The sequence below is a fragment of the Bacteroides sp. AM41-16 genome (assembly GCF_003603495.1).
In the GTDB taxonomy this organism is placed as follows: Bacteria; Bacteroidota; Bacteroidia; order Bacteroidales; family Bacteroidaceae; genus Bacteroides; species Bacteroides uniformis.
Genome location: NZ_QTNE01000021.1, coordinates 74,854 through 99,402 on the forward strand (window position 1 = coordinate 74,854; position 24,549 = coordinate 99,402).

Annotated in this window: 27 protein-coding genes and 1 pseudogene; 18 read left to right on the plus strand and 10 right to left on the minus strand. The window is 52.5% G+C overall.

Going from position 1 to position 24,549, the window contains the following annotated elements:
- Positions 1 to 258: 258 nt before the first annotated feature.
- The 3 genes from DW896_RS16830 to DW896_RS16840 all read right to left on the minus strand — a co-directional run bounded on the left by DW896_RS16830 (position 259) and on the right by DW896_RS16840 (position 2,223).
- Positions 259 to 798, minus strand: coding sequence for a hypothetical protein (locus tag DW896_RS16830; RefSeq protein ID WP_007567538.1), 540 nt, complete (start codon positions 796 to 798; stop codon positions 259 to 261).
- Positions 799 to 918: 120 nt separating this feature from the next.
- Entirely contained in the window at positions 919 to 1,347 is a 429-nt protein-coding gene (locus DW896_RS16835) for a hypothetical protein (RefSeq protein ID WP_007567540.1), read from the minus strand.
- Between the two features lie 81 nt (positions 1,348 to 1,428).
- Positions 1,429 to 2,223 (minus strand): M23 family metallopeptidase, encoded by a 795-nt coding sequence (locus tag DW896_RS16840; RefSeq protein WP_044301929.1) that lies wholly within the window; start codon positions 2,221 to 2,223, stop codon positions 1,429 to 1,431.
- A gap of 140 nt (positions 2,224 to 2,363) precedes the next feature.
- On the opposite strand from DW896_RS16840, the gene DW896_RS16845 reads away from it, so the two are divergent.
- The 17 genes from DW896_RS16845 (at position 2,364) to DW896_RS16920 (ending at position 19,896) form a co-directional block, all read left to right on the plus strand.
- Complete coding sequence (locus DW896_RS16845) at positions 2,364 to 3,122, plus strand: DUF4099 domain-containing protein (protein ID WP_007567550.1); 759 nt, start codon at positions 2,364 to 2,366, stop codon at positions 3,120 to 3,122.
- Between the two features lie 20 nt (positions 3,123 to 3,142).
- Entirely contained in the window at positions 3,143 to 3,367 is a 225-nt protein-coding gene (locus tag DW896_RS16850; protein WP_007567552.1) for a hypothetical protein, read from the plus strand.
- 25 nt (positions 3,368 to 3,392) lie between these two features.
- Complete coding sequence (locus DW896_RS16855; protein ID WP_044301930.1) at positions 3,393 to 4,967, plus strand: hypothetical protein; 1,575 nt, start codon at positions 3,393 to 3,395, stop codon at positions 4,965 to 4,967.
- Positions 4,968 to 4,975: 8 nt separating this feature from the next.
- Positions 4,976 to 6,424 carry a toprim domain-containing protein gene (locus DW896_RS16860; RefSeq protein ID WP_007567554.1) on the plus strand — a complete coding sequence of 483 codons (1,449 nt, stop codon included), beginning with the start codon at positions 4,976 to 4,978 and terminating at the stop codon, positions 6,422 to 6,424.
- Between the two features lie 46 nt (positions 6,425 to 6,470).
- Complete coding sequence (locus tag DW896_RS16865; RefSeq protein ID WP_007567560.1) at positions 6,471 to 7,862, plus strand: toprim domain-containing protein; 1,392 nt, start codon at positions 6,471 to 6,473, stop codon at positions 7,860 to 7,862.
- Positions 7,859 to 8,356 carry a PH domain-containing protein gene (locus tag DW896_RS16870; RefSeq protein WP_007567564.1) on the plus strand — a complete coding sequence of 166 codons (498 nt, stop codon included), beginning with the start codon at positions 7,859 to 7,861 and terminating at the stop codon, positions 8,354 to 8,356. Before DW896_RS16865 ends, DW896_RS16870 begins: the two co-directional genes overlap by 4 nt.
- Complete coding sequence (locus DW896_RS16875) at positions 8,337 to 9,032, plus strand: hypothetical protein (protein WP_007567566.1); 696 nt, start codon at positions 8,337 to 8,339, stop codon at positions 9,030 to 9,032. The genes DW896_RS16870 and DW896_RS16875 overlap by 20 nt, the downstream gene beginning before the upstream one ends.
- A 27-nt stretch (positions 9,033 to 9,059) precedes the next feature.
- Positions 9,060 to 9,743 (plus strand): hypothetical protein, encoded by a 684-nt coding sequence (locus DW896_RS16880; protein ID WP_008655035.1) that lies wholly within the window; start codon positions 9,060 to 9,062, stop codon positions 9,741 to 9,743.
- Between the two features lie 16 nt (positions 9,744 to 9,759).
- Positions 9,760 to 10,425 carry a hypothetical protein gene (locus DW896_RS16885; RefSeq protein WP_008655034.1) on the plus strand — a complete coding sequence of 222 codons (666 nt, stop codon included), beginning with the start codon at positions 9,760 to 9,762 and terminating at the stop codon, positions 10,423 to 10,425.
- 22 nt (positions 10,426 to 10,447) lie between these two features.
- A complete protein-coding gene (locus DW896_RS16890) occupies positions 10,448 to 11,278 on the plus strand; it encodes a M23 family metallopeptidase (protein ID WP_008655033.1) in 831 nt (276 codons plus the stop codon).
- Positions 11,279 to 11,301: 23 nt separating this feature from the next.
- Positions 11,302 to 11,586, plus strand: coding sequence for a hypothetical protein (locus DW896_RS16895; protein WP_008655032.1), 285 nt, complete (start codon positions 11,302 to 11,304; stop codon positions 11,584 to 11,586).
- Between the two features lie 15 nt (positions 11,587 to 11,601).
- Positions 11,602 to 13,410 carry a hypothetical protein gene (locus tag DW896_RS16900; protein WP_119993579.1) on the plus strand — a complete coding sequence of 603 codons (1,809 nt, stop codon included), beginning with the start codon at positions 11,602 to 11,604 and terminating at the stop codon, positions 13,408 to 13,410.
- A 27-nt stretch (positions 13,411 to 13,437) separates the two neighbouring features.
- Positions 13,438 to 15,777: a zincin-like metallopeptidase domain-containing protein gene (locus tag DW896_RS16905; RefSeq protein ID WP_008655030.1), complete on the plus strand. Its 2,340-nt coding sequence runs from the start codon at positions 13,438 to 13,440 to the stop codon at positions 15,775 to 15,777.
- Positions 15,778 to 15,781: 4 nt separating this feature from the next.
- Positions 15,782 to 17,329: a glucosaminidase domain-containing protein gene (locus tag DW896_RS16910; protein WP_044301932.1), complete on the plus strand. Its 1,548-nt coding sequence runs from the start codon at positions 15,782 to 15,784 to the stop codon at positions 17,327 to 17,329.
- Positions 17,330 to 17,356: 27 nt separating this feature from the next.
- Entirely contained in the window at positions 17,357 to 17,518 is a 162-nt protein-coding gene (locus DW896_RS21530; protein ID WP_165860124.1) for a hypothetical protein, read from the plus strand.
- A 78-nt stretch (positions 17,519 to 17,596) separates the two neighbouring features.
- Positions 17,597 to 18,205 carry a hypothetical protein gene (locus DW896_RS16915; protein ID WP_008655026.1) on the plus strand — a complete coding sequence of 203 codons (609 nt, stop codon included), beginning with the start codon at positions 17,597 to 17,599 and terminating at the stop codon, positions 18,203 to 18,205.
- Between the two features lie 5 nt (positions 18,206 to 18,210).
- Complete coding sequence (locus tag DW896_RS16920) at positions 18,211 to 19,896, plus strand: zincin-like metallopeptidase domain-containing protein (protein ID WP_008655024.1); 1,686 nt, start codon at positions 18,211 to 18,213, stop codon at positions 19,894 to 19,896.
- Between the two features lie 103 nt (positions 19,897 to 19,999).
- Here the strand turns inward: DW896_RS16920 and DW896_RS16925 are convergent, their stop codons facing one another.
- Positions 20,000 to 20,368 (minus strand): hypothetical protein, encoded by a 369-nt coding sequence (locus DW896_RS16925; protein ID WP_008655022.1) that lies wholly within the window; start codon positions 20,366 to 20,368, stop codon positions 20,000 to 20,002.
- Between the two features lie 94 nt (positions 20,369 to 20,462).
- Between DW896_RS16925 and DW896_RS21905 the strand changes: the two are divergent.
- A pseudogene (locus DW896_RS21905) lies at positions 20,463 to 20,561 on the plus strand (IS982 family transposase); the annotation flags it as partial.
- 147 nt (positions 20,562 to 20,708) lie between these two features.
- Here the strand turns inward: DW896_RS21905 and DW896_RS16930 are convergent.
- The 6 genes from DW896_RS16930 to DW896_RS16960 form a co-directional block, all read right to left on the minus strand.
- Complete coding sequence (locus DW896_RS16930) at positions 20,709 to 20,993, minus strand: hypothetical protein (RefSeq protein ID WP_008655007.1); 285 nt, start codon at positions 20,991 to 20,993, stop codon at positions 20,709 to 20,711.
- Positions 20,994 to 21,005: 12 nt separating this feature from the next.
- Positions 21,006 to 21,200: a hypothetical protein gene (locus tag DW896_RS16935; RefSeq protein ID WP_008655004.1), complete on the minus strand. Its 195-nt coding sequence runs from the start codon at positions 21,198 to 21,200 to the stop codon at positions 21,006 to 21,008.
- On the minus strand, positions 21,197 to 21,550 hold the full coding sequence (locus DW896_RS16940) for a hypothetical protein (protein WP_008655002.1): 354 nt from the start codon (positions 21,548 to 21,550) through the stop codon (positions 21,197 to 21,199). The genes DW896_RS16935 and DW896_RS16940 overlap by 4 nt, the downstream gene beginning before the upstream one ends.
- Positions 21,551 to 22,066: 516 nt before the next feature.
- Positions 22,067 to 23,332: a PcfJ domain-containing protein gene (locus tag DW896_RS16950; protein ID WP_008654999.1), complete on the minus strand. Its 1,266-nt coding sequence runs from the start codon at positions 23,330 to 23,332 to the stop codon at positions 22,067 to 22,069.
- A 2-nt stretch (positions 23,333 to 23,334) separates the two neighbouring features.
- A complete protein-coding gene (locus DW896_RS16955) occupies positions 23,335 to 23,760 on the minus strand; it encodes a PcfK-like family protein (RefSeq protein WP_008654998.1) in 426 nt (141 codons plus the stop codon).
- Between the two features lie 17 nt (positions 23,761 to 23,777).
- Positions 23,778 to 24,263 carry a hypothetical protein gene (locus DW896_RS16960; RefSeq protein ID WP_008654997.1) on the minus strand — a complete coding sequence of 162 codons (486 nt, stop codon included), beginning with the start codon at positions 24,261 to 24,263 and terminating at the stop codon, positions 23,778 to 23,780.
- Between the last annotated feature and the right edge of the window lie 286 nt (positions 24,264 to 24,549).

A 24,549-nucleotide genomic window follows, 5' to 3' on the forward strand; every position in this document is an offset into this window, starting at 1 on the left:
TATAATAACTCATTACTTTAACCTTCAACATATAAAAAATGGTCGGAACGATACAGAGTACAAGAAAACCTGCCGTACAACCGGGTCTTTTCCAGAGCATGGCGTCATGTATGAACCGGACATTTGTCGTGCAAATGAAAGCCTTCCAAAGAAACAAACCCCAGTCCACAATAAAAACAAATCCGGCAACCGTTCTTTTATAGAACCGGCTGCCGGACGAGCCAAATTGCGGAAACTGTTACCGTTTCCCTTCCAGAATCAGAATCGGCCGACCCGCAAAGCATTCACGAAAGCGCTGGCCTCTTCTCCCGTATAATGGAGTACGGAAGATGCCGGTTCGTAAGCGTAAGGAACATACTTCAGCAACTGGACGGCAGCGAAGTTACCGTCCTGCGAAACCATGTAGTCCATCCGCACACCGCCGTCCTTCTTCGGCAGTACCTCTGCCTTGCCGTCAAAAGTCTTCTCCTCCAGCAACCGCCCCAATACAGAGAGGTCGCCCGCATCGAAGAAACAAGAACCTTTTTTCACCAAACTGCCGGTCGGAACGTATATCAGACTCCTTTTTCTTATCATCAGGCGAATACCTCCGGCCACCAGAAAGGCGATTCCGCCGACCAGCAGGACAGGACCTGACGCGGAAGAGGAATCTTCCACTTTCGACGAGAAAAACAGAAGGCACAGTCCCACCGCACAAAAAAGGAGGGAAAGAATAAGAGCCGAAATATTGGTAATCTTCTTTATATCGGGATGCGCTGCGGAAAACAGGGTTTCGGCAGCAGAAATGTTTTGATTCATACGGATTGAAAATTTTATTTTTGCTGATTGTTCAATAATAAGATATACTCACGACGAACAGCCACACCCCGCTTTTCAGCCAAGTGTAACCGTCAGTATAAACGATAAAAAAACAAACCGCTAAATCAGAATCCGTCTCATCCCGAAGATATAATGCTCGCAGGCATTATCCCAGTTCGGGCTACGGGAAGAGTCATGCACGAGGGTACAACAATAGGTCAGGTTGTTCATGCGGCAAATGAGATACCGCTGTAAAATTCGGAGAAAATGGGCCGTTTCCACAGATATGTACCGAAGATGCATCCCCTTTACCGATGCGCCGGCACGGCAAGCCACATCGGGGATTTCCCCGATTATGCCTGTTATGTCGCTGTCCTTTTTTTGCCGGATAGAGTCTCTGTCATGGAATTGCTGAAAAGAGGCGTTGTCCGTATTTCGGACACAACATTCCTGCGCAGCCGCCACACCGGCCGCCGGAACATGCAGCGCCCCGGAATTGCATACCAAGGCCAGCAGCACCAACGATAGAACAGCAACGAATCCTTTCATACCTTAATTTTGCCTTGCAAAGGTAAGCATAAAGGCATTTTTTTACCATTCCCGTGAAATGATTAACAAAAATAAACGGAATCATCTGTGTTTTCCACCCGCAGGACTTAATGCGGGGGCCTCTCTGGATTCGGCCAGTGCCGCCACGCACTCTTCGCGTATGGACTTGATGTAATCCAGTACCATTAACGGATCGACACTTTTTCCATCGAGCTTGCAGGAAATATGCAGGTGTTCGCCGGTGCTGCGTCCTGTAGAACCGGTAATACCGACGACATCCCTCGGCCCGATAGCAGCCCCTTTCCGGGTAAGGATACGCGACAGGTGGCAATAGCTGACCGTGTAGTCTCCATGCCGTAAGGTCACATACTTGCCGGAGGATTTGTCCTGCCCGACTTTCACTACCACTCCCGCCATCATGGCCATCACCTCGTCGCCCCGTGCGTGGAGGTCGATTCCGTTGTGAAACTTCTTTTTTCCGGTAAAAGGATCTTTCCGATACCCATAAAGCGAGTTGATTTTCATCCGGTGCAGCGGATAGCTTACGCTAAGGTAACGCTCTATCCATACGTGTTTGCAGGTGTCGGCGGGCAATGCCGGGGCGGCGTCTCCTGCCGACGGTAAGGAGTCTTGGACGGAAAGCATGTTTCCGGGCAAGGTCGCCACATTATCCCTACCGGCAGAAACGACTTCAACCCTGTATCGGGACGGCACGGTCGAGACCGTATTGAATTGTGCTTGAACGGGGCCTGCGATACTTGCAGCACCCGCCATCAAAACCAGTAGTTTCTTTCTCATGCGGCAAATATAACCAGCCCTGCCCAAGATGTCCCGTTTCCACGGCCTTTTTCGACCAAAGTACAACAAAAAAAGCATTCAGAGTATGAATTTATGCGCAAAATCATACTCTGAACATAAAAATAAACTCTCTTAATACACTAATATTATTCTATTATATACAAGGGAATGAAAAGAATCTATCTTTGCAAAGTGTAATTCAAAATACAAAATTAAATATGAATGTAGTACGATTTGAACTAATTGAATTGCCCTATCCGACACTGGCCCGATTCGGGCTTACACAGGAGATGATCGAGGACTTGCCGATGCGTGTCCTCGATGAGATTTGCGACGGCAGACACTCTCCCGTGCTTCCGGTCCGTGTCCGTGACGAGAAGGGAGAACTAATCGAAAGCCGCAGCCGCTTCGCCCTTGTCCGTAGAGATGACGGTCTGTCGGACGTGGTATTTTATCCCGTCCTGGAATCCTCGCCACTGGAACGCTACGACGAGGCGCAACAGAAACAACTGCTCGCAGGCAAGGCGATTCTTGCCGATGTGGAGACGGCAGACGGACGGCACAGCAAGGCATTCGTGCAGATAGACGAGGAAACGAAGCAGGTGATGTATATCCCCACGCCGATTATCGGGCGCAACCTGCAAGTGCTGGCCGACATAATGCACCTCGGTACAATGGAGGTAAACAGTATGCAGAACGGCGAACCGCTGACACTGGTCGTGGACGATGAACCCGTCACGGTGGGCATCGACCTGCATGACAAGACCGGCATCCGCTTCTGTTCGGGCGACAGCCAGAAATGGAAAGAACAGCCCAAACGCGAGTGGGACAAGTACACTTTCGGCGTGTACGGCTGCTGGGTGATGGACGATGACGGCAACCTCGACTATGTTCCCGAAGAGGAATATACCGAAGAACTGTGGAACGAACAGAAGAAAAGCGCCGAGCGTAACCGTGCGGCGGGAGTTCACAAATAATATCTTAACATCCAGCGAATATGGCAGAACACCAATATTATTCCGAAGAGGTACTTATCGAGAAGATGGAGCGCGGCGAATACGGCTGGCTCGACTATGTGAATCATTTCTCGCCCGAATGGCAGGAGGAATATGCCCGCTATTGCAAGGAGCACAGCCTTATGGCGGGCAACGAATCCGCCGCCGAGTTCGTCCACTACAAGGACGAGCAACTGGAGGCGGCGATGGAGAACGGAGATGCATAACGGAAACCCTTTTTAACAACGGATTATGGCGATACGAAAGAATACCAACCCCCGAATGATGGACCTGCAACCCGAAATGCAGGACATATTGAGGCGTAACGGTATGCAGGCCCACGTGGTCAGCGACGGCACGGGCTACCGGCTCGTGGTGCAGGGCCACGATTCGCCGCTGCTGACCTACGACCTTACCGAGCGTCAGATGTTGGCCCTGACGGACTGGGGAACAAACTCGGCCAACAAGAAAGCCTACAACGTGTTCACGAGCATTGTAGGGAAAGACTTTTATATGCCCAAGAACTTCGTCCATGCCCGCAATGCCAACGGCCGTGTCGCTATGGGGCTGCACGGCTACCGTATCGGTATCGGCGAATACGGGCATGTGGGACGGTTGGGTATGCCGCCCCCGTTTCTCGGCTGGACGCCACGCCACCAGTGGGGCTTCCATCTGCGGCGGGTCGGCGGCCAACTGTTCTATCCGGGACCGCCCATTGTCCCTGAACGGTGGGACGGACGCATGAAGCCGGGCGAATTGCAGTCGGGCGGCTACGGCTTCTATTACAAATACAAGGCCGGACAACCGGTGCAACCGGCACAACAGGCCGACGTCCTGCAAAACCTGCAGACGGTCATCACGCCGCTGGTCAGCCGTCCGCGCAGCACGGAACCGGCCCGTACCTACAAGGAACTGATAAGCTCTCCTGTCTATTTTTCCAACGAGAAATGGCAGGAATGTCTTGCCTCCCACGGCCTTATCGTCGATAAGGAGGCACGGACACTGACCGTACAGTCCGAAAAGGTGACCGCCGATCTGGTCTATGACCTGACGGAAGAAGAAACGGCCGTCCTGACCTCCAACTCCATCGAGGAACAACCGGTCGAGAAGCGGCTGGAAGTCCTGAACGGGGTTATCGGGGCGGATTTTGCCGACAAGGTAACGATGGCGGACCTCGACAGCAAACAACGTATCGCCCTTGGTCTGCACCCCGAAGTACAGGAGGAACTGACGCAGCGTCAGCAACAGGAGCAGGAAATCCTCTCCCCACTGGAAAACCAGCTCCGGCAGGAGATGCCGTATGGTGCGGCTGCTTCCGTCGATGGACGGGATATTTCCGTCCTTGACGAGCGCAAGGGCTGGTACCGAGAAGAACGGCACGGCAGGGAGGTCGAGGTCGGCGAGATAGCCGTACACCCGTCCCCCATAGAGGGCAAGTACAAGATGACGGCCGTCATCGACGGGCAGGTCATCAGCCACGAGATCAGCCAGAAGGATTACGACAAATTCCTTGCGGTCGATGACTACCACCGCATGAAAATCTTTTCGAAAATATTCAGCGAGGTGGACATGAAGATGCGGCCGGAAGCACAGCGCAGTCTCGGCGTGAAGATTTTCGCCGCCCTTGCGGCAGGAACGGTCGTCACGGCGGGTGTCGTCCACGGCCTGCGGCATCATCATCACGGTCCGGAGTTCTACGGTGAGCGTTTCGGAGGCGAGCCGCGTCCGTATTTCAAGCCCGGTGTCGATACGCCGAGGGACGTGGCTATACGCAATTTCGAGGCACAGATGAATCAGGATATTAACGATATGAGAAGAGGGAGATAAAGACAATTATGAGAGAAGGAGACCTTACCTACGACGACTTCCTGCAAAGGCTGAACATTCAGGACGTGCTGATTGACGCGGGCTACCACCTGAACCGGCGCGACGGCCTGCGCTATCCCTCGTATGTCCGTCTGGACAGCGAGGGACGGCGTATCCGTGGCGACAAGTTCATCGTGACGCAACAGGGAAAGTGCTGCTTCCAAGCACAGCAGCAGAAAGTCTATAACATCATCTCGTTCATCAAGGCGCACCCGCAGTTTTTCGCTGAATACCGTGCGGGCATGTCTCCCGACCGACTGGTGAACCTCGTGTGCAACCGGCTGCTGAACCATCCCATCGAGGACCGGACAACGCGGATTATACAGCCCAAGCGGGACATCCGCCCGTTCGACATCGCGAACTACGACCTGTACAAGTTCAACCCGCAGGACCGGGAGACACAGAAGAAGTTCTATCCTTATTTCAAGAGCCGGGGTATCGACCTCTACACCCAGTACGCCTTCCACCGCCACTTCTGTCTGGCGACGAAACACCGTGAGGACGGTGCGGCATACACCAATCTCGCTTTTCCGCTGACCTTGCCCAAAGGCGACGGCACGGTCGTGGGCTTCGAGGAACGGGGACGTGCAAGAATGGACGGAAGCGGCAGCTACAAAGGCAAGGCCGAGGGCAGCAATTCGAGCGAGGGGCTGTGGATTGCCAGCCCTGCCCAAACCCCACTTGCGGAAGCTAAGCGTATCTATTGGTTCGAGAGTGCCTACGACGCGATGGCTTATTACCAGCTTAACCAGAAATGGGACAAGGAACTGCGAAAGGGAGTGTTCGTTTCTACCGGCGGGGCACCGAGCCAACAGCAGTTCAAAGCCATGATAAAGGCCACTCCACGCGCTTACCACCATCTCTGCTTCGACCAGGACCGTGCCGGACAGATCTTCGCCATCAACTTCGCGCTCACCCAGGCGGGCAAGACATTCACCAGCAACGTGACGAAAGACGACAAACTGCTGGTCCGTATCAGTGGCGAGGAGAACCAGAACTACGAAATAAAACTCGAACCCTTCGACTTTCACAGGATAATCGGCACGCTTTTACGTCCCAAAGAAATCTATCGGGAAGATGGTACGCTCGACTATCGGACAATCGGCGACGGATATTTGCAGGAGATGAGCATGGTGTGCCAAGACGAGTACGAGATAGCCCTTGCCGAGGGTTCGGCCAGTGAGGAAACACTGGAGGGCATGAGACAAAATATCATGGCCATAGAGGATGCGATCCGTAATCTTCCCGCTCCCGGCGAGGACAGCACCGACCTTATTGTGTACGAGCCCGCTGAAAAAGGCTATAAGGACTGGAACGAACAGCTCTTGGCAAAGATCAGGCTGCAAGAATCAGTTCACGAAGAGCCGGCCAGAAGAGAAGAACCCGAACAGGAACGGCAAGCACGTTTCCACCGATGACAACGCAGTACCCCCTACATGAAACAACAAAAGAAAAGAGAAGACAATGAATGACAAGAAATTGACACATAATGATTTTTTGCAAAGACTCGATATCCGGGATGTACTGCTTGATGCCGGGTATCGCCAGAACCGACGCTTCGGACTACGCCTCTCCTCGTTTATCCGCACGGACAGTGAGGAAAAGCGTATCCGGGGTGACAAGTTCGTCATAACGCAACAGGGAAAATGCTGTTGCCAACCACCCCGGCAGAAGGAATACAACGTCGTTTCGTTCATCAAGGAGCACCCGGCGTTATTCGCGGAATATTATGAGGGAATAGACCTGAACCGGCTGGTAAACCTCGTGTGCAGCCGCCTGCTGAACATCCCCTTCGAAGAATACGAGGTGCAAACCGTACCGGTCAAGCAAGACCTACGACCATTCGATATAACAGACTACGACCTGCACAGATTCAACCCTCAAGACCATGAGATGCAGGAGATATTCTATCCCTATTTCAAGAACCGGGGTATCGACCTCAGCACGCAGAATGCTTTCCACCGTCATTTCTGCCTGGCAACAAAACACGGCGCAGACGGTGCGGCATACACCTGTCTCGCTTTTCCACTGACCTTGCCCAAAGAGGGCGGTACGGTCGTGGGTTTCGAGGAACGGGAACGTATGAGAATGGACGGATGCGATAGCTATAAAGGCAAGAGCGAGGAAAGCAATGAGAGCGAAGGGTTGTGGATTGCAAGTCCTGCCGGAACACCTCTTGCCGAGGCCAAACATATCTACTGGTTCGGGAGTACCTATGACGCGATGGCCTATTACCAACTCCATCAGGCGAAGAACAAGGATTTGAGAAAGGCGGTCTTTATCTCAACGGGCGGCAAGCCTATCGGGAAACAGATGAGAGAGATACTTGATCTTACCATCCCTGCCCGGCAACATATCTGTTTCGATAATACCCGGAAAGGGTCGAATCTCACATGGGATTTGCAAAAGGAGATATGCCGCTCAGTACGTTTTGCCATAGAGGAAACGCCGGAGAGGAAACCCTATCTCGATTCCATACCGGACGGCGGGGATTTGACAGACGGAGAATTTTACCTATTGCCCAAGGGTGGTTTGCAAGAAATCTGCATACGGTTCGACGCCGAATCGGAAGAAGCGGAGTCGATGCGTTCGAGCGGGTTGTGTGCCCCGGAAGACGTGCAGGACCAGATAGATACCACGAACAAGTGCTACCGGGAATATCGAGAGAAACTACGGGAGTTCCTTGGTATTGACAGGGAGCATGATGTCTCCATTACCTGGGAAAGTCCGGATTATCGCCATACGAGCTGGAACGAACAGCTTTTGGCTGAACAGAAACGTGAAGAGACTGTCGGGCAGGAGTCGGAAAAAGAAGAAAACGCCGGGCAGGAACGACAGATACACTTTCGCCGATGACCATGCCATATACCATACAAGATGTCCGGAACATTATCCTGCGCCCGCACGCCGGGCAATTCGTCATCGACGAACTGCCATTGATATTCATGTGCATGGCGGGACTGGTGTACGGCGGCATGGAAGGTATGCCGCTTGGCGGTATGGCGACGGTCATTGCCTTGTTTCTGTTCCTCGTGCTGCTGTATCGTTTCATTTGCCTGCGCCGGATATGTTACCGGGTCGGCAACGAACAGCTTGTCTGCGAGCGGGGACTTTTCTGCCGCAGGGTGGACTACATGGAACTGTACCGTATCGTGGACTTTCAGGAACACCAGAGCCTCCTGCAACAGCTTTGCGGTCTGAAAACGGTCGTTATCCTTTCGACGGACCGGAACAGCCCGAAGCTCGACCTTATCGGTATCCGGCGCGGAAACGACATCGTGGCGATTATCCGTGAACGTGTGGAAATCAATAAACGAAAAAAGGGAATCTATGAGATTACGAATCATTAGCATATGGGTGGTCTTTGTGCTTGCCGGTCTGCTTCCGCAATTGGCCAAGGCGCAGGTTGCCGCTTCGAACCCGTTGGAATGGGCAGCCTTGGCCGAGGGAAACGAACTGATAAACGGCCAGATAGACAAACAAATCAAGGGGCAGACACAGACCGCCCTGATGCAGAACAGTATCGCAGCGGAGTTCAACCGCATACATGAGTGGGAAAAGCAGTACAACAGTTACCTCAAGACGGCGAACGGTTATGCTTCGTCGCTGAAAGCCTGTACCCACCTCTATAACGACGGCGTGCGGATTTTCCTCACGCTGGGAAAACTGGGCAAAGCCATCGGGGACAACCCGCAGGGCATCGTCGCCAGCATGAACATGAACAACCTCTATATCGAGACGGCGACGGAGCTGGTTTCCGTGTTCACGTTGCTGAACGACGCCGTGGCCAAAGGCGGCACGGAAAACATGCTCACGGGGGCGGAACGGAGCAAAACCCTGTGGGCTTTGAACGACCAGCTCGCGGCATTCAGCCGGAAACTGCATCTGCTCTATTTGAGCCTGCGCTATTATACCCTGAACGACGTGTGGAACAACATAACGGCGGGTATGATAGACCGCAGCAACGGCGAGGTGGCCCGTCTGGCCATGTCCCGCTGGCGCAGGGCGGCAGCCATCGCCCGTTGAAAAAAGGATAATAAAAAACGAAGAACGATGAAGCGGATAATCTCGATATGGATTCTGTTGCTGTGCGCCGGTATCTCGAAGGTACAGGCGCAGAACGATGCGACCCTTGCGGGAATGATTCTGGTTTATACCAACAAGGCCGAGAAGGAACTGAAAAACCAAGAGAAGGTCATGCTGATGCAAACTACAGGGCATGTGTGGACGAAGGAAGAAGTGGAAGGCACGACGGACTTGCAACGGGAGTTCAACAATTACCTGAACTCGTTCCGCTCGATTGTCTGCTATGCGGCTCAGATTTACGGTTTTTACCATGAAATATCGCAGCTTACAGACAACATGGGCGACTTCACCAAACAATTGAGCAGACATTCGACGGGTGCATTGGCCGTCGCCCTCTCCACGCGGCGCAACCAGATTTACCGGGAGATGATATTGAACAGCGTGGAAATCGTGAACGATATACGCACGGCCTGCCTCTCGGACAACAAGATGACGGAAAGGGAACGTATGGAGATCGTGTTCGGCATACGTCCGAAACTCCGGTCGATGAACCGGACGCTGCAGCGACTGACCAAGGCAGTGAAATACACCACGATGGGCGACATCTGGCGGGAAATCGACGAGGGCGCACGCCCTGTCGCGGACAAGTACGACATCGTGAAAGCCGCCCAAAGACGCTGGCGGCAAATTGGAAGAAATGTAAGACCCTAAAAAAAAGAATAAAAATATGGGAGCTTGGGATACGATATTGAAATACGGCGGAAAGGCCATGAAAGGCATGGGCAAGGCCGCCAATGCGACGGGGAAAAGTGCCGGTCATGCGGTACTGCATCCCTCGCAGACCCTTCGGGGAGCCGGGCAGGCGGTCAAAACGGCTACCGCCGGAGCTGCCGTCGGTTATGTGGGTTGGGAAAAACTGACCACCGACAAAAGTGTCGCACGGATCGTCAGTGAGGCCGTAGTCGGCAAATCCGCCACGGATGCCCTTGCAGGTACGACCGAAGACATGAAGGAACTGAAAGACAAAGCCGGAGAGACGGTCTCTGCCATAGGTGAGGCTGTGGGAGGCGCGGACTCGAAACTGAACGGGGTATCGAACTTCCTGCGGGAAGCCTCCGGCGGTGGGTTGTTCAACATGCTCAGCGGCTTTTTGCGAAACCTCGGAGGGGGCAATGTGTCGGGATTGAACATTGCAGGACTTATCGCAGCAGCGTACCTCGTGTTCGGACGTTTCGGCTGGCTGGGTAAAATCGCCGGTCTGTTTCTGGGCATGATGCTTATCGGCAACAATGCGGGCGTTGTCCGCACGGTTCCCTCGGAAACGGTATCGAGGACACAGACGCCGACACTCTCTCCGGAGGAACAAACGCAAAGCGGAGGAATGAGAAGATAGAAACACGAAAATATATATCACAATGAAATATACGGAAGAAATGATTCTGCACTCCGACAGCGGCTATTGTATGCCGTTCGAGGAGCCGCAGGGGAAAGATGTGGAGATGTCGCTCGGCTACGGCGAACAGGTACACCCGGCAACGGGAGAAAAGTTCTTTCATCACGGAATAGACTTCAACGTGAGGTGTTACATGCTGTCAGCCGTGGCCAGCGGCATCGTGTCAGGTGTGGGCAACGACCCGGTACATGGCATTTGCCAGACGGTCCGTTACGGCGGGTACGAGGTGACATACGGTCATCTGTCGAATGTATTCGCCCAATTCGGACAGCGGGTGAAAGCCGGACAAACGGTGGCTTTGAGCGGCGAACTGCTGCATATAGAAGTCAAATTCAAGGGCGAGGAACTGAACCCAATAGAGTTCCTGACCATGTTGTACGGCAACATCAAGGCTTTGCAGGAAGCCGACGGCAATGGTGCGGCGTCTTTTTACGATGCGGAAACAAGAGTAAAAAACGACTACGAGAAGGATCAAAGGGAAATAGAAGAGCTGATGCTCCGCTTTCTGCCACTTTACATGGAGGATTTACAGCGGGGAGCGTACACGGTGCCCGCACATACGGAGCAGTCGCTGCGCCACATCTTTACAATGGGAGCTGCGAAGGAGTATTTCTATGAGAAGATGCCGAGCATGTACAACCCGCTGGGACTGGGGCGCAAAGCCATGCCGCTGGCCTGCAAGGTACAGAACCTGCTGATAGCGGATTTCCTGAACTACCTTGCCCTGCGGCATGATGTGTACCTTTCCGCAACAGGCGGCGAGGTAAAAAAAAACTTCATGACGAAGCCGTAGCGGGCAGCGGACTCATTGATCCGTTGGCGGAACTGGACATCGACATCCAGAGCTTCGACATACCGAGAATCGTCTCCGTCTATCCCGACCGTGCCGGAGTCCGCTGGTGGACGAAGGCATGGTTCAACAACCGGGAGGAAGGGGAAGCCTCGGTAGAAATCGAGCGGGAACAGGCGATACGTTTCATTCACGACAATATCGAAAAGGACACGTGGCTCGAAGAGTTTTTCCCCAAGCAAATGGAGGTGTACCATAACGCTATCGAGCAGACGAAGGAACAACTGTTGAAACAAATAAACATGATATAGAAAGACATTGATTATATGGACGGAATCAAACATAGCAGAAGGTTTGCGGAGTTGGAGGCCCTGATGAGCAGTTATTTCCGCCATCATCTTGTCCCCGTCATGACGCAGACGCAATCCTACCTGACCGAAAAACAGGGCGAGGAAATGAAAGCGTATTCGACCTCCCTGGGCGGCATACTCGGCATGATGGCGTCAGCGGGGCAACCGCTCGCCGACCCGTACCAGACTCTCAAGGTTACGGGAGAGTGGAACTCCAAGACGACCGAGGACTACATCGGGATGTGCAAGGACAGGATTTTCTCGTCGGAGGAGATGCAGCACGACCTCGCCTACATGGCCGGACAGTGGCGCGATGTCGTTGTGAAGGAAGTCGGACGCGAGCGTTACGATAAACTGTCGCAGGAATTGGGCTGCGACCTCGCCTATGCCTTCGTGGACTATCGTGTAGAGCAACTGATGATAGACCAACTGGTCAAGGAACGTATGCCCAAATCCTCGGCGGACTACATCATCCGTAAGGCGGCAGAATCGAGCCTGCTGGGATTGCCACAGGCTTTGGGGCGCTCGCCGCTGGCCGAAGAGATAGAAAAACGCGGAGAGGTTGCCTACCGGCCGAGCAAGTTGGAGAAAGGTGCGGGCTGGGTGTTGGGGGCTTCGGCCGATACGGTCATGTTGGGCGGTACGGGTTCGTGGACGGCCGTTGCACGGTTCATCGGTGCGGATACGGCAATCTCAGCCGTTGCCGACCATTTCGGGAAGGAGGAAACGCAGCCGCTCTCTGCAGAGGAGTGTATCAGCAAGGGCGTGTTCGGCAGCGACAGCAACGTGTTCGACAGCTTCCGCAAAGAGGCGGCAAGCATACCGGGCAAAGAAAACACGGCTCTTGCCGCAGCCAACGGAAAGTTGCAAAAGAAGATACCGATTGTAACATTCGATTTTATGGACTGGTGGAAAACAGACAATAGAAATATGCCGTGGCGGGAAGAAACCGCCGAGGAGGAACGGAAACGGGTGGAACGGTATAAAGACGTGCCGATGGTTGTCGCTCCCGGACAAGAGGAAGCCTACCTGCAAGATATGGAAAGACGGAAAGCCGAAACGGAGGAACAGACGGAATCGAAACCCAAACAAAGGGAAAAAGAGGAAAAGGAAGTGTCGACTTCCGCCGTCTCTGCGGGGGAAGGGATGCGGCAGGAACAGGCAGGTCAGGGAACACAGACCATACAGACCAACGAGAACGGCTGGGACGAGCTGGTCCGCTCGCTCGGACTGGACGGCATAGGCGATGTCGCGGGTAATCTGGGCTATATACTGGCCATGCTGCCCGACATCCTGCTGGGCGTGTTTACAGGTAGGACACAATCGCTGGGCCTGAAAGACAACCTGCTGCCGATAGCGAGTATAGTGGCAGGTATGTTCGTCAAGAATCCGATGTTGAAGATGCTGCTTATCGGCTTGGGTGGCGCGAACCTGCTGAACAAGGCGGGACACGAGGTGCTGGGAAAAGAACGGACGGAGGGAAACAGAAATGCAGCCACGACCGGTAGAGAGGTACAGTACAGACGCTATCCCGACGAGCCGCTGAATCCGCGTATCGTGAACCCGGCACTACAAGGCTGCACGCTGGTTGCCACGATAGACCGTGTGCCCTGTACGGTGCAGCTCACCCCCGCTATGGCCGACGCTTACCGTGCAGGAGCCTTGCCGCTGAACACGCTGGCCAATGCCGTGCTCGCCCAAAGCGACAAGCTCCGCCAGATGGCTTCGCAGAACTATGACAACGGACAGCAGGAAACCATCGTGCGGACACGGGGCATTCAATAATCCTGTAACCGATAAAAATATGGGAATATGAAAGAAAAATCGCAAATAGAAAAGAATGCCGAGGAGCGTCAGATAGAGCTGCTCTCCACGGCTTTGAACGAAGCGTCGAATGCCGGGGGACACTGGCTCAACGCTACGGGCAAGGGCTTTCCGAAATTTTATCCGAAAGGTGTTGCCGTCAGCCCGTTCAACGGCCTGTTCATGGCCTTGCATTCGGACCGGAACGGGTGCAAGACCAACCTGTTCACCCTTTACAGCGATGCCAAGGCACGCGGCACATCGGTACGCGAGCACGAGCAAGGCGTTCCGTTCCTGTTCTACAACTGGAACAAGTACGTCCACCGCAACAATCCGGAGGACATCATCAGCCGGGACGCTTATCTGAAACTGGACGAGGAGGTGCAGAAACAGTACAAGGGCATACATAACAGGGAGATCCGCACACTTTTCAACATCGACCAGACGACACTGCCCTACGTGGATAAGGAGACTTACGATGCGGTATTGCAGAAAGACGGTAGTGCCGTGGAGCGTGGCTACTCCGAAACCGATGAACGGAGACTGCATATCCGCTTCAACGACTTCCTGCTGAAAATGCGGGACAATCTCGTGCCCGTGCGTTCGGACGGCAGCGGAATGCCCCATTACGAGACGGACCGCGATGCGGTCTATATGCCGCGCCAACGGAACTTCGAGCATTATAACGACTACGTTCAGGAAGCCTTGCGGCAAATCGTGAGCGCCACGGGGCACCAACAACGGCTGGCCCGTGAAGGCATGGTGATGAAAAACGGCATGGGTCCTTCGGAAGATGCCCTCAAACAGGAACGGCTGATCGTGGAGGTGGCTTCGGGCATCAAAATGCTGGAACTGGGACTGCCTGCCCGTCTGTCCGACAAAAGCCTTGAATTGGTAGACTACTGGAACCGGGAACTTAAAGAGAACCCCAACCTGATGGATGCCCTCGAAAGCGACGTGAACAACGCCCTCGAAGTAATCCACAAGGCGGAACGGGGCGAGAAAATCGAATATGCCACGATGCGTAACCGCCGGCAGACTTCGGATATGCAGGAGCAGTTACCCAAGCATTTCTACGTGGCCGATGAAATCCGGAAACACCCGAACAAGGAGGACAAGACCATTGTCATCGTCATCGATCCGTCCTCGAAATCGGCGGATGTGATACTCCCTGCCGGTGCGTCGCCGGAGGTGGACAACGAAGTGCCGGGCATGAACAAGGCCCGTATCGGCAGGGCTTTGCGAAGGGAAGGTATTGAAAACGTGCGTTTCTTCAATCCCGACGGCGCATGGGGGTACAGGCCCGATGATGCCTATTTCGCCAAGAAACAGGTATCACTGGCCCGACTGAAGAACTGGGCACTGGAGATGCTTTCCACACTGGACGTGACGCCTGCGGTCAAACGGGCGGACGAAATCGGTTTCGACCAGATACAGATGATCCAGGACGACAAGAACCGCTGGGCGCTGTATCTGAAGCCCGAACATCAGAACGGGTACAGTATCTATCCAGACAAGGAGGACGTGAACCGTTTTTTCTCCACGCTCAAACAGGCGATGGACAACATCGACAAGGTACGCATGGAACTGGCGCACAAGTATTATGTACTGGCGGAAACACAGCCAGACCTGAAAGTGGACCTGTTCAGCAGCGGGGCGCAGGACATCGACCTGAACCGGATTCAGCGTGTGTCCGTATTCAAGACCAAACAAGAAGGAACTCTGTGCGTGGCGACCATCGACGGGAAGAAACTGCAGCCCCGGAGCGTCACGCGGCAACAGTGGCAGCGCATGTGGCTGGCCGAGGACCGTGCAGAATATAAACGCCATCTGGCGGCCACGCTTTTTGCCGATGTGCTGCGTAAAGGACAGACGCAGGAAGAGACTGCCGGAAAGAAACAAGGAGAAGAGGATACCCTACAGCAGGATAAGGACAAGCACCCCAAGCAAGCCAATGAGGAATCCCCCAAAACTGCTTCATCCTTGAAAGAGTTGCCCATAAAAGATATACCGGAACAACTGTATGACAAATACAAGAAAATCAAAGAGGAACAACCGGAAGCGGTCGTCCTTTTCAAACATGAGAACAAGTATTACGCTTCCATGTATGATGCGGAGACCATAGCGAACGAGCTGGACATGCCTCCGGCCAAAGAACGCATTCCGTATGATGCGGACAAAATCATATTGGTATTTGAACACAGCAATGAGGAAACAAGGCAGCAAATCCATGCGCTGCGGGCATACGTGATGGATTGTGACGGTATGTCCAAGGCGCAGCAAAACGAGCCTGCAGAGGCAACTGACGAACAGAACGAGAACGAACAACGTCCAACCATGAGGAGGTAAAGATATGGCAAACAAGAATCAAGAATATACGGAACAATACGCAGATTATGCGATGGCACAGATGCGGAGGTACGGCATTCCGGCCTCCGTGACGCTGGCACAGGGCATACTGGAAAGTTCCAACGGGCAGAGCCGTTTGGCCGTGAATGAGAACAACCATTTCGGCATCAAGGCCACGCCCGAATGGATTGCCGAAGGTGGCCGGTACGGTCTGTATTCCGATGACAAGCCGAACGAGAAGTTTTGCAGCTACGACAGCGTGGGCGATTCGTATGAGCACCACTCACGCTTCCTGAAAGAGAACAGCCGCTATGCCCGCTGTTTCTCGCTCTCGCCCGATGACTACAAGGGCTGGACACAGGGCCTCGAAAAGGCGGGCTATGCCACGGGCGGGCATTATGCCGACAGCCTGCAACGTATCATCGAACAGAACGGGCTGCAAAAGTACGACCGGCAGGTCATGCAGGAAATGGAGACGCAGGGAAAGCGGTTCGGCGTGGAAGAGAACCCGCTCCGTGAGGTCGGAAATACAGTGGACTATTCGTTTCCGGTGGAGCGGAAAGAGTTTCTTTTCGTCACCTCGCCATTCGGTATGCGGCAAGATCCGGCAGACGGCAAGGAACGTATGCACACGGGTATCGACATCCGGTGCGACGGCGATACGGTCCTGGCCACGGAAAAAGACGGCAAGGTCGTCGCTGTCAAAGACAAAGGCCATGCACCCGGTAACAAATCGCTGACCGTGGAATACACCCGTCCGGACGGCAGCAAGGTACAGTGTACCTACATGCACCTCGGCGAAGTTTCCGTAAAGGCAGGCGATACGGTACAGGCAGGCCAGAAGCTCGGCCGTTCCGGTAACACGGGGACACGGACGACCGGGGAGCACCTGCACTTCGGTGTCCGGCAGATTTATGCGGACGGCACGCAGCGGGACGTCGATCCGGCAGCGTATCTGGCTGAAATCGCACAAAAGGGCCACATCAAACAGCAGGTACTACATAACGGCAACGACCTGCTCGCCCGATATAAGGGAACAGAAGAGAATGCCACCGGCAAAAGCCTTTCGCCCGATGCGTGGATGAAAAAACTGCTCTCCTCGGAGGATAGCGGCGTGGGATTGTCGGGGTGCAGTGATCCTGTCGTGGAAATGGCCATGACCGCCTTTACCTCCCTGATGTTACTGGCGACGCAAATCGACAGCAAGAACAAGGAGGAACAAAAGGCAGCCATTTCCGAGGCGATGGACAGCCGGCGTATCGACCTCAAAGCGTTGCTGCCGGGCATGAAAACCTGTGACCTCACAGTCGGGGAAAACGGGCGAGCTGTCCTGCAGGCGGACAACGGCAGCGTTCAGGTATCACGGGAACTGGCCTCTGCCGAGTTAAGCCGCCTGTCGGTGACGCTGAACGACAGTTCTCTTTCGGAGGAAGCCAAACGGCTGCGTGTGACCGGCGTGCTGAACACGGTCATCCTCTCGGAGGCGGCGTCGCAGAACTTTGAACGGGGAATGTCCGAACAACGGGCACAATCGGAAAACCTGAAAAGATAATCCCAAAAAGTCATGATAAAACGCGTGATGATACGACTTTGCGGGTACTTGTCCGGGGTGTCCGTCTGCGCCCTGCATATCCTGTTCTGTTCCCGGCTATTCGGTTGGGTAGCAACACTCGTTATCGTGGGCGTCCAACTGGGTATTGCCGGCTGGATTGTCTACATGAGAATACGTGCTCCCGATTAGGAAACGCTTTCAACCTGTTCAACTTCAAGACACCCCGCTTTGTCCGGTGGACTATGTATCACTAAAAGACAAAATAAAATGATTAAATGCAATATTACGGCGTGCGGCACCATCGGCCGCGACGCTTCGATGCGCACGACCAAAGAAGAGAAAACATTCCTGACCTTTCCGCTCCGCGTCGTGCTCCAAGGCAAGGACGGTCGGAACGAAACGGTCGAGATCAGTGTCAGCAAGGAGGGCGGTCAGAAGAAGGTATCCGGCTATCGAAACGGATTGCGTGTCGAGGTTGCGGGGACGCTGTTCCTGAAACGCCGGGGCGAAAAGCTCTATTTCAACCTCTTTGCCGACCGTATCGGCCCGGCGGCGGACATCGCGGATTCCATCAAGGGCGAACTGTCGTTCCGGGGCAAGGTGGGCAAGAACATCGAGGAACGGAAGGACAAAAAGGATAAGTCCTACACGATGTTCTCTGCATTCAGCACCGAAAAGGTCGATGAGAATTTCGAGTACCAATGGGTGCGTTTCTTCTGCTTCGACAGGCAACGTGAAGAGTGGCTGCAACCGGGCGTCAAGGTAGAAGCCAAGGGCGAAATGACGGTCTCGGTACATAACGGGAAGCCGGACATCTCCTGCCGGGTGGAAGAACTGGCGCAATATATTCCCGAATCGGATAACTTCAATCAGTAGCAGTCATGGCCGGTTATAGAAAGCGAAATACGGAGGGGCCGAGCAGCGAGGACAAGGCGCTGGACCTCTTTGCCGAGATGATGATCGAGAAAATCGAAAGCATCCACAAGGACTGGCATAAGCCGTGGTTTACCGAGGGGGCACTGCAATGGCCGCGTAACCTTTCCGGGCGGGAGTACAACGGTATGAACGCCCTTATGTTACTGTTGCATTGTGAGAATGAGGGGTACAAGATTCCGCGCTTCTGCACCTTTGACTGCGTGCAGCGGCTCAACAAGCCCGGCAAGGACGGGCAGGAATTACCCCGTGTATCTGTACTGCGCGGCGAGAAATCGTTTCCCGTCATGCTGACCACATTCACCTGCATACATAAGGAAACAAAGGAGAAAATCAAGTACGACGACTACAAGAAACTCTCCGACGAAGAGAAGGCGCAATACAATGTCTATCCGAAAATGCAGGTGTTCCGGGTGTTCAATGTCGCCCAGACCAACCTGCAGGAGGCTCGACCGGAGTTATGGGAGCAGTTGGAAAGAGAGAACGGGAAAAGGGTCGAAAACGGCGAACATTTCAGTTTTGGGCCTGTCGATGCGATGATAAAGGACAACCTTTGGATTTGTCCCATCAAACCGACGCACCAAAACGAAGCATACTACTCAATCACAAAGAACGAGATTGTCGTACCCGAAAAGGAGCAGTTCAGAGACGGGGAATCTTTCTACGGAACGCTGTTCCATGAGATGGTCCATTCCACGGGTGCCGAAGGTGTGCTTGACCGACTCCAACCTACCTCTTTCGGTTCGAAAGAGTATGCCCGCGAGGAACTGGTGGCCGAACTGGGCAGCGCGTTGGTCGCACAACGCTACGGCATGACCAAGCATATAAAGGAAGACAGTTGCGCATACCTCAAAGGGTGGCTCGATGAGTTGAAAGAATCCCCACAGTTTATCAAGACAACGCTTCTGGACGTGAAAAGAGCTTCGTCAATCGTTACTCAAAAGGTGGATAAGATTGCGCAGGAGTTGGAACAAAATGTTACCGAAGAGCAAGAGGACAAACGCTCTGCCAAGGAACGTATTTTTTATGCTTCGGTGGCCTATCTCCAAACCGCTGACGACACGAAGCAACTGGACGAATTGAAGGACAAAGGCGACTACAAGGGTCTGCTTGCGCTCGCCAAGGAGTATTACGACGGCAACGGCATGGACGAGCAGCATACATACGCTTCTCCCCTCCAGAACCGGGGCGATGACCTGCTGATTGAAGATAAGGACTTTGCCGTGGTGTACAACGGAAGTGTCGGAGGCACATACGACATCATGCTGAAATACACGGAACAGGAGGTGCGGGACCATATCACACGTTACGGCACAGACCGTGCCAGCGATGATGTGAAAGAGGTGGCCAAAGATATGGCGGCGGAACAGTTTGCTGAACTGACACATCAGAGAATGCCGGTATTCGAAATGCCAAACGGAGATATTCTGTATGCAAGGTACAACAGGGACAAGGATACGCTGGACGTGGGTACGGCCACCAATGCAGGGATGGCCGTACAACATCATTACCCTTATGACCACAACATGACGCTGGAGGCCAACCTGCAAGCCGTGAACGAGAAGCTGAACGAGCTTGAAGAATACAGGGAGGAGCTACAAGAGGCGGAATATGGCGGCGGTCTGCGTCGGTAACGGCAGCGTAATATGAAGAATGTGGAGCGATTTCATACTGAAGGCGCTCCACATCCTTATAGTCCCTACCGGTTTTCATTCCGCTACAGACTATATGTTATCATTACGACAGCAGTTTGTCAATCATTGACTGTAACTGCAGCATATCGCAATATTGATTGTTTCCGCCGGTATAATCCTTTGCGTGCCGGGCAGTCCGTATCATGAACGAACCGAGTTCTATCTTTATCCCATCATCCATCCGCACATCCGCAGAATGGTTTATGTATACAAACTTACCATTACGTTCAATAAAGCAACTTGTATAATAATGCCCCTTATTCTCGGATACGACCGCCGCATCCACGGCTTCTGCATATTTGGATATTTCACGTAGCAATGCCGTTTGGAAATTACTGTATTCCTTTGAAACATAAGTTTCTGCGTCTGCAAGGACAGAAGATTGCCATTGGGTATAAAAAGTCTGTGTCATATTCTTTCAATTCTAATTCTGTAAATAAATTAGGCACATAGCAATAAAAGTATTGAATTTATAGTATTCAATTAACATTTAAGCAATTACCATGATGTTTTCAGAGACCAAAATTACGGAGATTTATTGTATGACAGATGATTTTTGCAAAGAAATTGCTCAATTTCAGGAAAAATATATGGTTGAAGATAAAGATATTGAATATTCCATGCCCCACTTCCTTTAATATAACTTTATTTCCAACTCCCTTTCTACCATAACAGCATACTGTTTTTGAAAGAAGCCCGCCATTGATGTATGTTTTTCAAAGACGGGCAACTGGCTATATTTTGAATTATACTCACGTTAAATAGCTTTCCCAATTCTCTTTGTCGATAGTTAATTTGTTCATTTCCCAATCGTATTCCACTTCCGGTATATCGGAATAAGGGAAGTGCACGGTATAGCCTATCTGTCCGTAGGAGCAATGCAGCGGTACAACGCAAATTTCCTGACCGCAATAAGACTGTGGCGTACAGTATTTCTTCCAATCAAAACGGCCTGCAACTATATTGCAGCAGAGCAGTTTTAGAGCCATTATGCCTTTCCAACTCTGAAAATCTTTCTTGTAACTTGCTCTTTTCATAATGAATACCATTTAATGAGCCATGTTGTAGTAAATTTCGGGTTCGCTCGATACGTTGTAAATCTGACTCCCGCAACGTACCAATAGGGCGTTTTTTCCGTAGTAAAGCTGCTTCATGCCGGTTATGTTCCCCGTGCGGTGAAAGTTTGGGAAACGGCTTATTCCTGCCTTTTCGGCGTCTCGTGTGTAGAGGGTTTTCGTTCTCATTGCATGGTTGTTTTTAATGTTTCATAAAGTTTTTCTATCATGGCTTCCGCCTGCTCCATATCGCTCACGATGTCTTTGATTCGGTAAGGTGCGCCGTTCTTGCCATGCCCGTCCGTACCAATCCACAGGTAGGCTTCATAGTCGGGGTCGAAGTCTTCGTAATATGTTTCAACTTCCTGTAACAAGCTGTCGGTGTCATTGCCTTTCATCTCAACCGAGAAACTGAAATCCTGCCCGTGAGGTGTGTATTGCTGAAAATCGAACACCACGAGGTTCGGTTTGTCGGTATCGGTTTTAACTTGCCAGCCTAATTGTTCAGCTATGGCGATAATCTGTTCTATTGCTGTCATTGTTCTGTTTTTTTATTTCCCTTTTCTTGAAGCCTTCCGACTTCGCCCAAAGGGTTGATTTTTACGTGCAATTCCCAACGGCGAAAGCAAGAACAGCAGGCAAGGAACGGAGGTTAAAATTTTATGAAATGCCGCAATCTGCGATTGCGGAAAGTTTGCGTCAAATTTTATCCGGAGTAGCGAAGCGGTACTTGACACGCTGTTCGTTCGCCGTACCTTTGCTGCGTAAAAACAGGCCGTGGCGATAGTGGAGATTCCATGAAATGATACGCCCAAGCATACAAAGGGAATGGAGGCAAAGATCTCCGGCCGTTACAACAGGAAACGACGGCAGTATGTGTCTGGGGTATAAAGGGCAAAAAAAACGTCGAACGATTGTCCATCGGACAAAATGTAAGGGAATGGAAAAAGAATTGTCTGTATAACAGAATGTTCGACATGGCCTTTATCGGGAATATGAACAACCACCTGTCCCGATTGGCAGGTGGTTGCCCGATATAACTTCCGCAGCCGGTATCAGGCGGCCATGCGCTTTCGGATAAGGGCGATGTTCTTATGCACGAGGTTCATAATCCGCTTGTGATATTTCGTATTTTTATTACACAGTCCTCTCGACTGCAGCACCTTGAATGTTTCGAGGCTCAATTCTACGGTCTCGACCCTCTTGTCCTCTATCCGTGCGGAGAATACCAGCGTATCCGGTTTGAGGTAATATTCGCACTGTCCCACGCAGTGGTGCAACGCATTACCCTCGTCGTAGTAGGCTTCCACGCTATCCAGTACACGGACGACTATCGTTCCGTCCGTGAACTCCAGACCGAAGAACTTGCCTTTCAACTCCCTAAAACGTGCCTCGTTTTCCCTCGCCCGTTTCATCTGCTCCTTGCGTTTTTCCTGCTCTTGGAGAATACGCACCTTGTTCTGATACTTGTCATGCTCGGCTTTCAAATCGGCGGGGCAAACATAGTGGGCGTTGTGCAAGTCCTTGCCGCATCTGTCGAGCATACGGAGATAATCCACCCATATTCCAATGTCCGTTATCCGATACTTCTGGCGTAACACGATTTTGTAGGACGGCCAACAGAAATCCAAATCCTGCGGGTGGTCGATGAAGTGCTTGAGGTCTCGTTTGCGTCCACTTTTAAGTATTGTCTCCACTCGGCTGTCCGATAGCAGGGCTTTCATCAGCTTTTGCGGGGCGATGTCGGCAAACGACCCTTTCAGCCCGTTGCGCCGTAACTTCGGGATAACCGTGTAGCCCGGACAGACATAACAGTCGGCTATGCGTTGGTACACGTAATTGTCGTTCCGCAGTTCCAATCCCGACCCGTACAGAAAGCTGTCCAAATAACACCCCATTGTCCGTTGCAAGGCTGTCAAAGCGGTTTTCCCGTTCTCGTCCAACCAGTATCTCGCCACTTCGCACACGTCTGTCCATGCGTTCTTGCCTTTGCGGTAACAGACATTCATTCTGAAAATCCGCTGCACCTGAAATCCGTCCTGCGTGGTGATGACAGAAAAATAGCTTTTCTCATCTGTCTTGCGGCAAAGCGTGTCTTTGAGCGTCAGTTTGGCGTGGCAGTTCGGGCAATGGCAACGCTTCGCCTTTGTCTCGTTCCACCTATGACCGCAATCGAGGCAGGTCGTTTGTCCGCTCGGTGTACGAAAAGCGTAATGTCCGACGGTATGCCGGAACGCCCATTCTGCCTGTTTCTCCGTGATAGGCAGCAACCGCCCGTTGGCGGCTACTACCTGATGCTGAAATTTTGTCCGTGCTTTCATGGTCAGAAATCGAAGAGTGAGAGTTCCGTTTGGGTATTCTGTACAGCTTTGGCGGTCGGCTTCGGCCTGCTGTGGCGTTGCTGTATCTTGCGCATTTCTTCCTCCTGATAGGCTTTCAGCGCGTCTTTTCGGGCTTGCGCCTTTTCTTCTTCGGTCAGCTCCACCTTGTGATTGACCACGACGCCACAACTGATAGGTTTGCCCACGTCGATGTTGTCCTCATCATAGTAATGAATGGCGAGCGACCACACCTCGTCGTCGGTCATTCCGCAACAGCCGCTTGCCTTGACTTGATTGAGAATGAATGTGATACAATCGTCCAAGTTTTTGTTTTCTTTGGCATAGGAGACGGCGAAAAGTTCGTCCGTCCGTGCCTTGCCGTCCAAGTATTCCTTGATAGTCCGTTTGAAATGTTCCGTACCTTTCATCGTTCAGCGTTTTGAGGTTAAAAATGATAGTCGATGACACCGCCGATGTAAAGCAGCGTACCGGGTTTAAATTCACATGCCTGCCGCAGGAACTCGTAGGATTGCTCGGCGTTGGATTGCAGCCCCTCCTCGTCCATGTAGAACCAGTAAGCGGTATCGAGCGGGTTTTTCAGGAACTTTTCGAGTTGATAGACCGGGCCAATCCAGTCCTGCACGCTTTCGGGGGTAAGGGCTTCCGCCCTGCTTCGAATGTCTGCGATGAAATCTTCTCTCCATCGTTCCGCACCGCCTTTGTAGCGTATGGTATCGTCGGAAACAAGCTCGAACATGCCTTTGGGCAGAATGTTGTTTACCAAGTTGTCGATATGGAACTGGCGTTCCTCATCGTCAATCTCCGCACAATAGTCAAAGAAACTATCGTCGCCCTGCGTGAGGGTGTCCTCGTTCAGGTAGTTGTCCTTGCTCACCCGTGTTTCGGTAATTTGAAAAATCTTGCTGTGCATAACTTTAAATTTTTAATTTGTTGAACTTGCTTTTTTCTTCTCCCTGCTTTCGGAGCCTTTCGGCTTCCTTGGCGGGAGAGATTTTACATGCAAGCCAGACAGCGGGGAAAGGACGGAAAGGCAAGCAAACGGCCGGAGAATTTCACGGAATACCCAACCCGTCGAGGTACGAGGCGGGGGCTGAAAGGCCATCTTCGATTTGCGGAAGGCTGCCGGGCAAATCCGCGAGCCGTTAGCATAGTGGTGCTTGACGCCGGACGACCGCTGTACCTTTGCATGAGAAAAT

Coding starts and splice junctions, on each gene's coding strand:
- DW896_RS16830 (WP_007567538.1), bottom strand. CDS start 798: ATGAATCAAAACATTTCTGCTGCCGAAACCCTGTTTTCCGCAGCGCAT.
- DW896_RS16835 (WP_007567540.1), bottom strand. CDS start 1,347: ATGAAAGGATTCGTTGCTGTTCTATCGTTGGTGCTGCTGGCCTTGGTA.
- DW896_RS16840 (WP_044301929.1), bottom strand. CDS start 2,223: ATGCTTTTTTTGTTGTACTTTGGTCGAAAAAGGCCGTGGAAACGGGAC.
- DW896_RS16845 (WP_007567550.1), top strand. CDS start 2,364: ATGAATGTAGTACGATTTGAACTAATTGAATTGCCCTATCCGACACTG.
- DW896_RS16850 (WP_007567552.1), top strand. CDS start 3,143: ATGGCAGAACACCAATATTATTCCGAAGAGGTACTTATCGAGAAGATG.
- DW896_RS16855 (WP_044301930.1), top strand. CDS start 3,393: ATGGCGATACGAAAGAATACCAACCCCCGAATGATGGACCTGCAACCC.
- DW896_RS16860 (WP_007567554.1), top strand. CDS start 4,976: ATGAGAGAAGGAGACCTTACCTACGACGACTTCCTGCAAAGGCTGAAC.
- DW896_RS16865 (WP_007567560.1), top strand. CDS start 6,471: ATGAATGACAAGAAATTGACACATAATGATTTTTTGCAAAGACTCGAT.
- DW896_RS16870 (WP_007567564.1), top strand. CDS start 7,859: ATGACCATGCCATATACCATACAAGATGTCCGGAACATTATCCTGCGC.
- DW896_RS16875 (WP_007567566.1), top strand. CDS start 8,337: ATGAGATTACGAATCATTAGCATATGGGTGGTCTTTGTGCTTGCCGGT.
- DW896_RS16880 (WP_008655035.1), top strand. CDS start 9,060: ATGAAGCGGATAATCTCGATATGGATTCTGTTGCTGTGCGCCGGTATC.
- DW896_RS16885 (WP_008655034.1), top strand. CDS start 9,760: ATGGGAGCTTGGGATACGATATTGAAATACGGCGGAAAGGCCATGAAA.
- DW896_RS16890 (WP_008655033.1), top strand. CDS start 10,448: ATGAAATATACGGAAGAAATGATTCTGCACTCCGACAGCGGCTATTGT.
- DW896_RS16900 (WP_119993579.1), top strand. CDS start 11,602: ATGGACGGAATCAAACATAGCAGAAGGTTTGCGGAGTTGGAGGCCCTG.
- DW896_RS16905 (WP_008655030.1), top strand. CDS start 13,438: ATGAAAGAAAAATCGCAAATAGAAAAGAATGCCGAGGAGCGTCAGATA.
- DW896_RS16910 (WP_044301932.1), top strand. CDS start 15,782: ATGGCAAACAAGAATCAAGAATATACGGAACAATACGCAGATTATGCG.
- DW896_RS21530 (WP_165860124.1), top strand. CDS start 17,357: ATGATACGACTTTGCGGGTACTTGTCCGGGGTGTCCGTCTGCGCCCTG.
- DW896_RS16915 (WP_008655026.1), top strand. CDS start 17,597: ATGATTAAATGCAATATTACGGCGTGCGGCACCATCGGCCGCGACGCT.
- DW896_RS16920 (WP_008655024.1), top strand. CDS start 18,211: ATGGCCGGTTATAGAAAGCGAAATACGGAGGGGCCGAGCAGCGAGGAC.
- DW896_RS16925 (WP_008655022.1), bottom strand. CDS start 20,368: ATGACACAGACTTTTTATACCCAATGGCAATCTTCTGTCCTTGCAGAC.
- DW896_RS16930 (WP_008655007.1), bottom strand. CDS start 20,993: ATGAAAAGAGCAAGTTACAAGAAAGATTTTCAGAGTTGGAAAGGCATA.
- DW896_RS16935 (WP_008655004.1), bottom strand. CDS start 21,200: ATGAGAACGAAAACCCTCTACACACGAGACGCCGAAAAGGCAGGAATA.
- DW896_RS16940 (WP_008655002.1), bottom strand. CDS start 21,550: ATGACAGCAATAGAACAGATTATCGCCATAGCTGAACAATTAGGCTGG.
- DW896_RS16950 (WP_008654999.1), bottom strand. CDS start 23,332: ATGAAAGCACGGACAAAATTTCAGCATCAGGTAGTAGCCGCCAACGGG.
- DW896_RS16955 (WP_008654998.1), bottom strand. CDS start 23,760: ATGAAAGGTACGGAACATTTCAAACGGACTATCAAGGAATACTTGGAC.
- DW896_RS16960 (WP_008654997.1), bottom strand. CDS start 24,263: ATGCACAGCAAGATTTTTCAAATTACCGAAACACGGGTGAGCAAGGAC.